The sequence below is a fragment of the Streptomyces canus genome, assembly GCF_030815415.1.
Lineage (GTDB): Bacteria > Actinomycetota > Actinomycetes > Streptomycetales > Streptomycetaceae > Streptomyces > Streptomyces canus_F.
In genome coordinates this window covers 3,289,554-3,302,294 of sequence record NZ_JAUSWW010000001.1, presented here as the reverse complement: position 1 = coordinate 3,302,294, position 12,741 = coordinate 3,289,554, and the positions used below count along the sequence as shown (strand labels likewise).

Below are 12,741 nucleotides of genomic sequence, written 5' to 3'. Positions count from 1 at the left end.
GGCTGCATGGCTCTGAGGTTCTGTTCAGGGGTACCAGGAAAACGGGTCGGAGACTGTACGGAGTCGACGGCCCAGTTTCCTTGCCGCACTTCGTAAGGTCACTACATGACCGTTTTGGATGACGCGCCGGGTGAGCCGACGGACGCACGGGGGCGAGTGGCCGAGCTGCACGAGATCCGTGCGCAGGCGATGGCCGGACCGAGTGACAGGGCGACCGAGGCGCAGCATGCCAAGGGCAAGCTGACCGCGCGGGAGCGCATCGAGCTGCTCCTCGACGCGGGTTCCTTCCAGGAGGTCGAGCAGCTGCGCCGGCACCGGGCGACCGGGTTCGGTCTGGAGGCCAAGAAGCCGTTCACCGACGGTGTCATCACCGGCTGGGGCACGGTCGAGGGCCGCACGGTCTTCGTGTACGCGCACGACTTCCGGATCTTCGGCGGCGCGCTGGGCGAGGCCCACGCCACGAAGATCCACAAGATCATGGACATGGCCATCGCGGCCGGCGCGCCGCTGGTGTCGCTGAACGACGGCGCGGGCGCCCGTATCCAGGAAGGCGTCTCGGCGCTCGCCGGGTACGGCGGCATCTTCCAGCGCAACACCAGGGCGAGCGGGGTGATCCCGCAGATCTCGGTGATGCTGGGCCCGTGCGCGGGTGGCGCGGCGTACTCGCCGGCCCTGACGGACTTCGTGTTCATGGTCCGCGAGACGTCCCAGATGTTCATCACCGGTCCGGACGTGGTCAAGGCCGTGACGGGCGAGGAGATCACGCAGAACGGGCTGGGCGGCGCGGACGTGCACGCCGAGACCTCGGGCGTCTGCCACTTCGCCTACGACGACGAGGAGACCTGCATCGCGGAGGTGCGCTACCTCCTGTCGATGCTCCCGCAGAACAACCGCGAGAACCCGCCGCGCGCGGAGTCCACGGACGCGGCGGACCGCCGGGGCGACGTACTGCTCGACCTGGTCCCCGCGGACGGCAACCGGCCCTACGACATGGCCAAGGTCATCGAGGAGATCGTCGACGACGGCGACTACCTCGAGGTCCACGAGCGCTGGGCGCGGAACATCATCTGCGCACTGGCCCGCCTCGACGGCCAGGTCGTCGGCATCGTGGCGAACCAGCCGCAGTCCCTCGCGGGCGTCCTGGACATCGAGGCGAGCGAAAAAGCTGCGCGTTTCGTGCAGATGTGTGACGCTTTCAACATCCCGATCGTCACTTTCCTGGACGTCCCCGGGTTCCTCCCGGGCGTCGACCAGGAGCACGGCGGAATCATCCGCCACGGCGCGAAGCTCCTCTACGCCTACTGCAACGCGACCGTGCCGCGGATCTCGCTGATCCTGCGCAAGGCCTACGGAGGCGCCTACATCGTCATGGACAGCCAGTCCATCGGCGCCGACCTCACCTACGCGTGGCCGACGAACGAGATCGCCGTGATGGGCGCCGAAGGTGCCGCCAACGTCATCTTCCGCCGGCAGATCGCGGACGCCGAGGACCCCGAGGCCATGCGGCAGAAGATGGTCAAGGAGTACAAGTCCGAGCTCATGCACCCGTACTACGCCGCCGAGCGCGGCCTGGTGGACGACGTGATCGACCCGGCGGAGACCCGCGAGGTCCTCATCAAGTCCCTGGCGATGCTCCAGTCCAAGCACGCCGACCTGCCGTCCCGCAAGCACGGCAACCCCCCGCAGTAACCCAGCGGACCCTCCGCGGCACCCCTGCGGAAACCTCTCTCACGGAGACTGACACCCATGAACACTCCCGACATCCGCGTCGAGAAGGGCCACGCCGGGCCCGAGGAAGTCGCCGCGATCACCGCGATCCTCCTGGCCCGCGCCGCCGCCCAGCCCGCTTTCCCGGACCACCGCCCCCACCCCAAGGCCGGCTGGCGCCGCCTGGAACGCGAGGGCGGATTCCGAGCCCCGCACAGCTGGCACTGAGCACGCGTACGACGTCTGAGGGCCCCCTCTCGAAAGAGAGGGGGCCCTCAGGCTTTTGGCTTTCCGGGGTGCGAGGAACTGCGCGACAAGCCACTGGGCTGCCGCGGACGGCGTACAACCGTCCGTGGCAGCCCAGGAGCCGCAAAGAGAACCGCCTACCGCAGGCGCGCCATCAGCGCATGCTCCACGAGAGTGATCAGCGCCGACTTCGCGTCCGCACGGTGGCGCGCATCGGTCGTGATGATCGGGGTGTCCGGGCCGATCTGAAGGGCCTCGCGGACCTCGTCGGGGTTGTACGGCTGGTTCCCGTCGAACCCGTTCAGGGCGATCACAAAAGGAAGCCCCGAGTTCTCGAAGTAGTCGACAGCCGGGAAGCAGTCGGCAAGGCGCCTCGTGTCGACGAGGACGATCGCACCGATGGCGCCGCGCACCAGGTCGTCCCACATGAACCAGAAGCGGTCCTGACCGGGCGTACCGAACAGGTACAGGATCAGATCCTGGTCCAGGGTGATACGGCCGAAGTCCATGGCCACCGTGGTGGTGGTCTTGTCACCGGTGTGGGTGAGGTCGTCGATGCCCGCGGAAGCGGACGTCATGACGGCCTCGGTGCGCAGCGGGTTGATCTCCGAAACGGCCCCGACGAACGTGGTCTTGCCCACGCCGAAGCCACCCGCCACCACGATCTTCGCCGAGGTGGTGGAGCGGGAAGGACCGCCGCTAGAGCTTGCGAAGTCCACTGAGCACCCTTTCGAGCAGTGTCACGTCTGGCTGGCCGCCGGCGTTCTCGTCGCCGCCGGGCTGATGAATGGCGACCAGGCCCGCCTCCGCCAAGTCGGCGACGAGGATCCTGGCCACACCGAGAGGGATCGTCAGCAGAGCCGAGACTTCGGCTACCGACTTGATCTCCCGGCAGAGGTTGCAGATCCGCTGATGCTCGGGCAACTGGCCCTGCATCTGGTGCGGCTGCGCGGTGGTGTGCACCAGTGCCTCGATGGCGAGCTGGTAGCGCGGGCGCGTCCGGCCGCCGGTCATGGCGTACGGGCGCACCAAGGGGTTGTGGTTGTTGTTCGACGCCCCTGCGGGCGCCGGCTCAGGGGCGCGTCGCTGCGGCTGCACAGGCTGGATACGCGGTGCCGACGGCTGGTCGTACGGCGAGGGCCCGGGGCCCTGGGGCGCGTACGGCTGCCGATGGCTCGGTGCGGAGGGGAAGTTGTAACGGTTCGGGTTCTGGGAACCGTCGTTCTGACCCTGGCCAGGGCCGTACGACCAATTACCGGACGATGAACCGCCTGGGGGTGTTGCCACTTTCTCTCCTCCTCCGACTGCGCCGGGCACCGCATCACTGTGGAGCCGCGTCCCGAAACCTTATGGCCTCGGGACGCCAAAACGCACCGTCTGTCTGTTAGTTGAGAAGGCTCCCTTGGAGCTCGGCCCGAAGATCGGGCGTCAGGACCGTACCGGCACGGTCCACCAGGAGCGCCATCTCGTACCCGATGAGGCCGATGTCCGCCTCGGGATGTGCGAGTACTGCGAGCGATGATCCGTCGGAGACGGACATGATGAAGAGGAATCCCCGCTCCATCTCCACAACCGTCTGGTTCACGCTGCCGCCCTCGAAGATGCGCGAGGCACCGGCGGTCAGTGAGGTCAGACCGGAGGCGACGGCCGCAAGCTGGTCGGCGCGGTCACGCGGAAAACCCTCGGACATCGCCAGAAGGAGTCCGTCGGCGGAGACCACCACCGTGTGGGACACCCCGGGGGTGTTGTCCACGAAGTTGGTGATCAACCAGTTCAGGTTCTGTGCCGCCTGGCTCATCGGGCTCACACTAACGCTCCTGGTTGTAGGTGCTGTCAGAACCGAAGCCCTGACCGTTCGTTTCACTGCTTGCGCTGCGGCCCCGCTCGACACCGCGGCGCAGGTTGCTCAACCTGCCCCGGACGTCCTCGGGAGCGCGGGAGACCTGTGGGCCGCCCTGGGGGGTGGTCTCGGCGGCTCCCTCGACCAGGTTGGCCTTGGGCACCCGCCTCGGCAGACCGGAGGAGGTGACCCCGCCCGCCTTGGGCTTCTTGAGCGCCGAAGCCTGCTGCCAGCGCTCGTCGTTGGCCGAACGCCAGTCACCGTTGCCGGTGCCGTTGCTCTCCGGTGCGGAGGCCGGCTGTTCCTGGGCCACGTGCCGCGAGCCGAACATGTCGGTCGTGCTGCCCGTGCCGTTCGTTCCGTTCGCACGGGCCGTGCCGTTCGCCCCGCCCCCGCCGGATCCGCGGCGGGGGAGCCCCGCCTCGGTCAGGTCGTGAGCGGCCGACGGAGCCGGACCCGGACGGTCGAAGCCTACGTGGTCGCGCTCACCGACGTCAGCGGCCTGCGCGGATTCCGCTTCGGGAGCGTACTGGTCCTGGTACCCGTTCTGGTACCCGTCCTGCTGCGGCCAGTCGTCCTGGTAGCGCCGCTCCTCGAAGGCCGGGATGGATTCCGGTACGGACGTGTGGTCCGCCTGGGCGGGTTCCGCATACGTGGGCTCGGGGTAGCCGCCGGTCGCCGAGAAGCCGTCGTTCTGCGGCATACCGCCGTTCGGCGCGTAGTACTGCTCGTCGTACGACGCCTGCTGCGGCTCCTCGTACGCGGCGCGCTGCGGCTCGGCGTACGGCGCCTGCTGCGGCTCCTCGTAGCCGGAGGGCTGCTGGAAGCCGCCGTGGCCGTTCTCGTAGGCGGCCTGCTGCGCGTCGAACTCGTCGGCGTACGACGGGTTCGCGGGGCCTTCCAGGGACGGCTGGCCGTGCTGGGCCTCCAGGGCCGCGCGACGCTCCTCACGCATGAGGGAGCGGCCTACGGGGTCCAGCTCGCGGATGTCGTCCGGGACCTCGGTGTAGCGGCTGTCGTCGAAGCCGAGTTCGGCGGCCGTGCGCATCGGCAGACCGTTGTTGAAGTTCTCGCCGCCGAAGCTCTGCTCCGGGATGATCTGCGAGACCGTGAACTCGTCCGCGGACGGCTGCTGCTGCTCGCCACCACCACCGTGGGTGATCGCGTCCGGCAGCATGACCAGGGAGGTCGTACCGGCCTGCTCGCCCGAGGGGCGCAGCTGGACGCGGATGCCGTGCCGGTCGGACAGCCGGCCGACCACGAACAGACCCATGCGCTGCGAGATCGCGGCGTCCACGGTCGGCGGGTTGGCCAGCTTGTGGTTGATGTCCGCGAAGTCCTCGGCGGTGAGGCCGATGCCCTTGTCGTGGATCTCGATCATCACGCGGCCGTCGGGGAGACGGGTCGCGGTCACGCGGACCTTGGTCTGCGGGGAGGAGAACGTGGTGGCGTTCTCCAGGAGCTCGGCGAGCAGGTGCACGAGGTCGGTCACGGCGCGGCCGTGGATCTCGGCCTCCGGGACGCCCGAGAGCTCGATGCGCTCGTACTGCTCCACCTCGGAGGAGGCGGCGCGGAGCACGTCGACCAGCGGGACCGGCTGGTCCCAGCGGCGGCCGGGCTCCTCGCCGGCGAGGACCAGGAGGTTCTCGCCGTTGCGGCGCATACGGGTCGCGAGGTGGTCCAGGCGGAAGAGGTTCTCCAGCTGGTCCGGGTCGGCCTCGTTGTTCTCCAGCTCGGTGATGAGGGTCAGCTGGCCCTCGATGAGCGACTGGTTGCGGCGCGACAGGTTGGTGAAGATCGCGTTGATGTTGCCCCGCAGGAGGGCCTGCTCGGCGGCGAGCCGGACGGCCTCGCGGTGGACCTGGTCGAAGGCGCGGGCGACTTCGCCGATCTCGTCGGTCGAGGTGATCGGGATCGGCGTGACCCGGGTGTCGACCCGGCCGGGGTCGGTGCGGGAGAGCTGGTCGACCAGCATCGGCAGGCGCTGCTCGGCGATGCCGAAGGCGGCGTTGCGCAGCTGGCGCATCGAGCGGGACATCTGGCGGGCCACCATGCCGGCCAGGATGAACGCGGCGAGCAGGGCGACCACGACGGCGGCACCGGTGACGAAGGCGTCCCGCTGGGCTTCGTCGGCGATGCTGGAGGCCTCGTCCACGGCCTTGTCGGCCATGTCGGACTCGATCGTCCGGTAGACGTTGTACTTGAGGGTGTTGACCGCCCACCAGTTCTCGGCGGTGATGCCCTTGGTGGCGAGCGCGTCACGCTCGGACTTGTCCGTGGAGGTCAGACCGCCGATGCCCCGGACCATGTCGACGGGGTCGGCCGGCGGCGGCACATAGGCGGAGTTCTTCTGCTTGGCTTCCTTGGCCATCGCCGCGCCGTCGGCCAGGGCCTGCTTCTGCAGGGTGTCCAGCTTCTGGGCGTCGGCCTCGGTGCCACCACCGATGTACTCCTCGATGGCGATGCCCTCGAGGTAGGCGTACGAGGTGAGCGCGGTGCGCTGGGCGGCGAAGCTCTTGGGGTCGGTGCCCGGCTTGATCAGCAGGTGCATGCCGATGGAGCGCTCGAGCGACAGCGAGGCCTTGGTCAGCGCGATCGCGTAGACGGTACGGCCGTAGCTGGTGATGTTTCCGGTGCCGAGACCGAGTTCGTTGGAGAACTCCATCAGGGGGTGGGCGACCTCGACGTAGCCTTCTTCGGTCTGCACACCGGCGAGCTTCTTGGTGTACGCGGCCGCACGCAGCTTCTGGAGGTTCGGCTCCACCTTGCGGAAGATCTGGAGGCGGCGCTGGAGGCCCGCCGTCTGCGGCATGTTCTGCGCGGCCTCGTCGAAGGCGTCGGCGGCGGTGTCCGTGGCCTTGCGGGCGGCGACGACCGTCTTGTCGTCCTCGCCCAGGCCCTGGAGCAGCGGGGCGGCGGTGGAGTCGCGCTCGGTGTAGAGGGCGTCGCCGTAGGTGAGGGCGGCCCGGACCAGGCGTGCGGTCTTCTCCGCGTCCTCGGCCTGCTGCCAGGTGTCGATCGAGCTCTTCACCTGGAAGCCGCCCATGACGAGGCCGACCAGCACGGGTATGAGCAGGATCGCGTTCAGCCGCGTCGGCACGCGCCAGTTGCGCGGGGAGAGACGGCTGCCGCTCGGAGCGGGCGCGGCCGTCGGTTCCGAACCGGGCACAGGGGCGGGCGCCGCTCCGCGCGGCGGCGGGGTGAAGTTGCCCCGGGCCGACGGCTCGGGACCGTTCTTGCTTCGCCTCACTCGACCAACAACCTTCCGGCGGGGTCGGCACCAACGTTGTGCCGCAGTCTCTCAGAGCCCAGTGCGCCATCGACTAGTGAGTACGTCTTTGACTATTGGGCAGTTCAGGCATTCCAGCATGTCGGCCTACGGTCCTCCAAACATGGGAGGGCGGGGATTCGGAGTGATGTAAGCCCTAGATAAAACGGTCATAAAGAGCGAGCCCCGTCAAATGACGGGGCTTTTGTGAGCGCAGTGAGACCGCTTGGCAACGACGCGTGGCCATACCACCCGATTCCTCTGCCGAAACGTTATGAACACCAGGGCCGACCGTGTCAAAGGACACAGTCGGCTCCGGGACATCTACGACAACTTCCGTACGGCGCGGACGATTTGAGTGCTACCGCAGCCGTGCCATCAAAGCGTGCTCGACCAGCGTGATCAGGGCACTCTTCGCATCCGAGCGGTGGCGGGCATCCGTCGTGATGATCGGGGTGTCCGGACCGATCTGCAGCGCCTCGCGCACCTCCTCGGGTGCGTAGGGCTGGTGCCCCTCGAAGCCGTTGAGCGCGACGACGAAGGGGAGACCCGAGTTCTCGAAGTAGTCGACCGCGGGGAAGCAGTCGGCGAGACGGCGGGTGTCCACCAGCACGATCGCGCCGATGGCGCCGCGCACCAGGTCGTCCCACATGAACCAGAACCGGTCCTGACCCGGCGTACCGAAGAGGTACAGGATCAGGTCCTGGTCCAGGGTGATGCGTCCGAAGTCCATGGCGACCGTGGTGGTCGTCTTGCCCCCGGTGTGCGTGAGGTCGTCGATCCCCGCGCTCGCCGAGGTCATGACGGCCTCGGTACGCAGCGGGTTGATCTCGGAGACGGCGCCCACGAACGTGGTCTTGCCGACGCCGAAGCCGCCGGCCACCACGATCTTCGCGGAGGTGGTCGCCCGGCCTCCGTCAGAGCTTGCGAAGTCCACTGAGCACCCTTTCGAGCAGTGTCACGTCCGGAGCGCCGGTGCTCTCGTCGCCGCCCGGCTGGTGGATGGCGACGAGACCCGCCTCGGCGAGGTCCGCGACGAGGATGCGGGCCACACCGAGCGGCATGGCCAGGAGCGCCGACACCTCGGCCACCGACTTCACCTCACGGCACAGGTGGCAGATGCGCTGGTGCTCGGGGAGCAGGCCCATCAGTGCCGCCGGGTCGGCCGTGGTGCTGATCAGGGCCTCTATGGCGAGCTGGTAGCGCGGCCGGGTCCGGCCGCCGGTCATCGCGTACGGACGTACCAGCGGCTGGTCGCCCTCATCCTCGTACGGCTCCGCGTACGGATCATGAGAGGCGTTGGGCGGGGTCATGAATCCTCCGGGCGGGACAGCAAGTCGGTCGGTCAAGCCGTCTGACATGGCCGTGGGGGGATTGTGGCGGCCGGACGGTGATGTGGTGAGACAGGTGGATCCGGGGGCCGGTCAGTGAAGCAGACTGCCCTGTAGTTCGGCGCGGAGATCAGGCGTGAGGACAGCCCCCGCGCGGTCGACGAGCAAGGCCATCTCGTAGCCGACCAGGCCGATGTCGCACTCGGGGTGAGCGAGCACGGCCAGCGACGAGCCGTCCGAGACGGACATCAGGAACAGGAAACCCCGCTCCATCTCGACGACCGTCTGTGCCACGTCGCCACCCTCGAAGATCCGGGAGGCCCCGGCCGTCAGCGAGGTGAGACCCGACGCGACGGCCGCGAGCTGGTCGGCGCGGTCACGCGGAAAACCCTCGGACATCGCCAGAAGGAGTCCGTCGGCGGACACGACGACGGTGTGGGACACCCCAGGGGTGTTGTCCACGAAGTTGGTGATCAACCAGTTCAGGTTCTGTGCCGCCTGGCTCATCGGGCTCAACTAGTGCTCCTGCTGGTGAGTGGGGCTCGGGAAGCTGCCCGTCTGGCCGGTGCCGGCCTGACGACCTTGTGCGATACCCCGACGGAGATTGGTCAGACGGCCGCGTACGTCATCAGGCGCACGCGAGACCGCCGGACCGGATTGGTGCTGTTGCTGCTGAGCCGTGCCCGGGACGAGGTTCGCCCGGGGCACCCGGCGCGGCAGGCCGGAGGTGGTGACCCCGCCCGCGGCCGGCTGCCTGACCCGCTCGGCCTGCCGGACGAGATCGTCGTTCGGCGAGCTGCGCCAGGAGGAGTTGGCCGCGGTCCGCTGGGGAGCGGAGGCGGAGGACTGGGGAGCCGCGGGAGTCTGCGGCTGCTGCGGGGCCTGAGCCGGAGCGCTGCCCTGCTGATCCTGCTGGCCGCCCTGCTGACCGTGGAACCAGTTGGTCTCCAGGGTGTCGTACAGCGGCGTCCGTCCGTCGCCCGCGCTCGTCGCCGGAGGCAGCGCCTCGGGCTCCTGACGGGCGGGACGCTGCGGACGCGGCGGGACCGGGGGAAGCGGGGCGCCGAAGTCGGCCGGACCACGTCCGCCGTTCGGCTGCGGGCGCTCGAACTGGCCGGTGTGCTGCGGGTTCTGGTGACCCGGCAGCGCGTGCTGGCCGGTGGAGCCGCTGTCCTGGCCCGGCATCGGGAACTGACCCGTGGAGCCGTTGTCGTACCCCTGCGGAACCGTGAACGGGCCCGTCGCCGAGGGGCTGTTCTGCCCCGCGGCGCCGAAGACGTCCGGGCGGACGAACGAACCCGTGCCGTTCTGCGGGGCGTCGTACTCGGAGCGGGCGAACTGACCGGTGTTCTGCGGGGCGTCGAAGTCCGGGCGGGCGAACTCGGAGGTGGAGCCGGGACCCTGGCGGCCGTCCGACCGGGGGATCGCGGGCATCTCCGTGGTCGCGCCCGGGCCCTGCCGGTCGTCCATCCGCGGCATACGGGACGTCTGCGCGGGGTCCTGCTCGTCATGACCGCGCGGGGTGTCGAGCGAGGTGTGCGAGATCTGCGGCTGCGCGTTCTCGTCGCTCCAGCTGGGCGTCCGGGGCTGCTGCGGGTTGCCGCCGGGCAGCTCGGCCCGCGGACCGCCACGGCCCGGGAGCTGACGCCCACGGCGACGGCCCTGCTGCTCGTTGCCCGAGTTGCCCGCGGGAGCGGACTGCTGCGGAGGTACGGGACCGCGGCCGCCACCGAAGGCGTCCTGCGGCGCGGAGGTGCCCGCGGCCTGCAGACCCTGCGGCGCACCCGACGTCTGACCGCCGAACCCGGCGCCCGCACCGGCCGGGGAAGGCCGGCCCTGCGGAGGAGCCATGGGGGCCTGGGGTCCGCGCGCGCCACCCGGCGCACCCGGACGACCGCCGTTGCCGGTGCCCGGCAGCGCGGCACGCGGACCCTGACCGGCATTGAGCCGGCCACCGGGCTGAGCGCCCGCACCGAGGGGCGCACCCGCACCGAACGCGCCGCCCTGCTGGCCGGGGCCACGACGGGCCGCGCCCACACCGGCGGCCGCCTGTGCGGCGGACGGGGCGCCACCGGCACCCTGACCGGGCTGCGGCTTCTTGCCGCCCTGGGCGACATCGACGGGGAGCATGACCAGTGCGGTCGTACCACCGGAGTCGGACGGACGCAGCTGGATGCGGATGCCGTGCCGCTGCGACAGCCGGCCGACCACGAACAGACCCATGCGCCGGGAGACCGAGACGTCCACGGTGGGCGGCGAGGCGAGCCGCTCGTTGATCGCCGCGAGGTCCTCGGGGGAGAGGCCGATGCCGGTGTCGTGGATCTCGATCAGTACGCGGCCGTCGGGCAGCGCGTGACCGGTGACCTTGACCTTGGTCTGCGGCGAGGAGAAGGAGGTCGCGTTCTCGAGCAGCTCGGCGAGGAGGTGCACGAGGTCGTTGACGACGCGGCCGGCGACTTCGGTGGTCGGCACCGAGGCCAGCTCGATGCGCTCGTACTGCTCCACCTCGGAGGCGGCGGCGCGGAGCACGTCGACCAGCGGGACCGGGCGGGTCCAGCGGCGGCCGGGCTCTTCACCGGCGAGGACCAGGAGGTTCTCACCGTTCCGGCGCATACGGGTCGCGAGGTGGTCCAGCTTGAACAGCGAGGACAGCTGGTCCGGGTCGGCCTCACGGGACTCGAGCTCGGAGATCAGCGACAGCTGGCGCTGGATAAGACCCTGGGAGCGGCGCGAGAGGTTGGTGAACATCGCGTTGACGTTGCCCCGCAGAAGGGCCTGCTCGGCGGCGAGGCGGACCGCCTCGCGGTGCACGTCGTCGAAGGCCGCGGCCACCTTGCCGATCTCGTCCCGGGAGTGCACACCGACCGACTCCACGGACGTGTCGACGTCCTGCGGGTCGGACTCGGACAGCTGCTTGACCAGCTCGGGCAGCCGGTCCGTGGCGACCTTGGTGGCGGTCTCCTCCAGGCGGCGCAGCGAGCGGATCATGGACCGGGCCACGACGAAGGCGCCGACGAGCGAGATGCCGAGCACGAGCAGGATCAGCGCACCGGAGATGATCGCTTCCTGCTCCGACTCGTTGCGCAGCTCGCGGGCCTTCTGCTCCATCTCCTCGAGCAGCGTGTGCTCGATCTTGCCCATCTGGTCGATCTTGGAGGAGCTGTCGTCCACCCAGTCCTGGTAGGACCGCTTGTCCAGGTTCTCCAGACCGTCCTGGGCGTTCAGGGCACGGCTGGCGTAGGTGTCGGCGGACTGGATGGTCGAGTTGTTGTCGCTGATGGGCTCCATGAGCTCCACGGCGCTGGTCTTGCCGTAGATGACCTGGAAGCTCTTGATGTCGGTCTCTTCGTTGGTGAGAGCCGACTGGCCGTAGAGCCGGTCGTTCTCGGAGAGGTCGCCGAACGTCGTCTTGTTCGCGGGCAGCGCCGCCGCGAGGACCGCGCGCTGCACGGAGGAGTACTCCTTGGCGGCGGAGAAGGCCGCCAGGGCACGCGTGCGCTGGATCATCTCGGGGTTGCTGGTCGCCTGCGCCATGTCGCGCGAGAGGTCCAGCAGCTGCGTCACGAGGCGGTGGTAGGCCTCCACCGTCTGGGTGGAGTTGTCCTTCTGCTCGTACGCGGTGTTGCGGATCTTCTCGATACCGCGCAGGTTGCTGACCAGGAGCACCACGTTGTCGCGGACGCCCTGGAGGCTTCCGCCCTCGGCGTCGATCTCCTCCGAGGAGTCGACGAAGTCCTCTAGGGCGCGGTCCGTCTTGTCGCGCAGACCCTTGATCGTGTACTCGGTCGCGCTGGAGCCGTGCGCCAGCGGCCCGGCGGACAGGTCGCGCTCCTTCTGGAGCGCGTCGGCCAGCGCCGTCGCCTGCTTGGTCATGTCCGTCAGCAGCTTCATGTTCTCGAGCTGCTGGATGTCGTCCATGTTGTCGCTGATGCGCAGGGCGCCCAGCGAGGTGGCCGCGACCACGGGCAGCGCGAGCAGCGACACCAGGCGGGTGGAGATCCGCCAGTTGCGCAGCGCTATTCGCGAGCCGGGGCCGGTCGGGCCCTTCGGCGCCTTCACCGTCGGGGCGGCGGGGTTCGCGGGTCCGGAGGACGCCGCGCCGGGTCGACCGGAGCGCTCGCCCCCGCCGCCGGACGTGGCCGCCTGGCCCGGGTTCTGGGCGTGCTGGGGCGCGGAGCTGCCTTTCGGGCCAGTCCCGCCGTGCGGCTCCGGCTCCGCCGAAGCGCTGCCATCCCTCTTGAAACGTCCCTGCACTAGCGTCGCAACCTCTGGACCAGGCGCCCCTCCGAGTGAACGGAAGGACACGGTGTCGGCGTACTAGGGGGCGCCCTGAATTACGCCCCCCGATG

The 12,741-nt window shown here is 69.5% G+C and carries 10 protein-coding genes; 2 read left to right on the top strand and 8 right to left on the bottom strand.

The window, feature by feature from the left end; all coding sequences use genetic code 11:
• The first annotated feature begins 105 nt into the window (after positions 1-105).
• A complete protein-coding gene (locus QF037_RS15030; RefSeq protein WP_307025467.1) occupies positions 106-1,689 on the top strand; it encodes an acyl-CoA carboxylase subunit beta in 1,584 nt (527 codons plus the stop codon).
• A 57-nt stretch (positions 1,690-1,746) separates the two neighbouring features.
• Complete coding sequence (locus QF037_RS15025) at positions 1,747-1,935, top strand: acyl-CoA carboxylase subunit epsilon (RefSeq protein WP_307025466.1); 189 nt, start codon at positions 1,747-1,749, stop codon at positions 1,933-1,935.
• Positions 1,936-2,090: 155 nt separating this feature from the next.
• Here QF037_RS15025 and QF037_RS15020 read toward each other — a convergent pair whose 3' ends face one another.
• From QF037_RS15020 to QF037_RS14985, 8 genes are all read right to left on the bottom strand, one after another.
• Positions 2,091-2,672, bottom strand: coding sequence for a GTP-binding protein (locus QF037_RS15020; RefSeq protein WP_026248371.1), 582 nt, complete (start codon positions 2,670-2,672; stop codon positions 2,091-2,093).
• A complete protein-coding gene (locus QF037_RS15015) occupies positions 2,653-3,240 on the bottom strand; it encodes a DUF742 domain-containing protein (RefSeq protein WP_307025464.1) in 588 nt (195 codons plus the stop codon). Before QF037_RS15015 ends, QF037_RS15020 begins: the two co-directional genes overlap by 20 nt.
• Positions 3,241-3,337: 97 nt before the next feature.
• Positions 3,338-3,751 carry a roadblock/LC7 domain-containing protein gene (locus tag QF037_RS15010; RefSeq protein ID WP_005479603.1) on the bottom strand — a complete coding sequence of 138 codons (414 nt, stop codon included), beginning with the start codon at positions 3,749-3,751 and terminating at the stop codon, positions 3,338-3,340.
• A gap of 10 nt (positions 3,752-3,761) precedes the next feature.
• The gene (locus tag QF037_RS15005; protein ID WP_307025462.1) at positions 3,762-7,043 is read right to left on the bottom strand and encodes a nitrate- and nitrite sensing domain-containing protein; all 3,282 of its coding nucleotides are present in this window, start codon (positions 7,041-7,043) and stop codon (positions 3,762-3,764) included.
• A gap of 379 nt (positions 7,044-7,422) precedes the next feature.
• Positions 7,423-7,998, bottom strand: coding sequence for a GTP-binding protein (locus QF037_RS15000; RefSeq protein WP_046258886.1), 576 nt, complete (start codon positions 7,996-7,998; stop codon positions 7,423-7,425).
• Positions 7,979-8,374 (bottom strand): DUF742 domain-containing protein, encoded by a 396-nt coding sequence (locus QF037_RS14995; protein ID WP_188289079.1) that lies wholly within the window; start codon positions 8,372-8,374, stop codon positions 7,979-7,981. Before QF037_RS14995 ends, QF037_RS15000 begins: the two co-directional genes overlap by 20 nt.
• A gap of 111 nt (positions 8,375-8,485) precedes the next feature.
• Positions 8,486-8,899 (bottom strand): roadblock/LC7 domain-containing protein, encoded by a 414-nt coding sequence (locus QF037_RS14990; RefSeq protein ID WP_005479910.1) that lies wholly within the window; start codon positions 8,897-8,899, stop codon positions 8,486-8,488.
• 9 nt (positions 8,900-8,908) lie between these two features.
• Entirely contained in the window at positions 8,909-12,646 is a 3,738-nt protein-coding gene (locus QF037_RS14985) for a sensor histidine kinase (protein WP_307025458.1), read from the bottom strand.
• Between the last annotated feature and the right edge of the window lie 95 nt (positions 12,647-12,741).

Excerpts from the sequence above, each read along its gene's own strand:
- QF037_RS15025 (WP_307025466.1), top strand. The coding sequence starts at position 1,747 with ATGAACACTCCCGACATCCGCGTCGAGAAGGGCCACGCCGGGCCCGAG.
- QF037_RS14990 (WP_005479910.1), bottom strand. The coding sequence starts at position 8,899 with ATGAGCCAGGCGGCACAGAACCTGAACTGGTTGATCACCAACTTCGTG.
- QF037_RS15030 (WP_307025467.1), top strand. The coding sequence starts at position 106 with ATGACCGTTTTGGATGACGCGCCGGGTGAGCCGACGGACGCACGGGGG.
- QF037_RS14995 (WP_188289079.1), bottom strand. The coding sequence starts at position 8,374 with ATGACCCCGCCCAACGCCTCTCATGATCCGTACGCGGAGCCGTACGAG.
- QF037_RS15010 (WP_005479603.1), bottom strand. The coding sequence starts at position 3,751 with ATGAGCCAGGCGGCACAGAACCTGAACTGGTTGATCACCAACTTCGTG.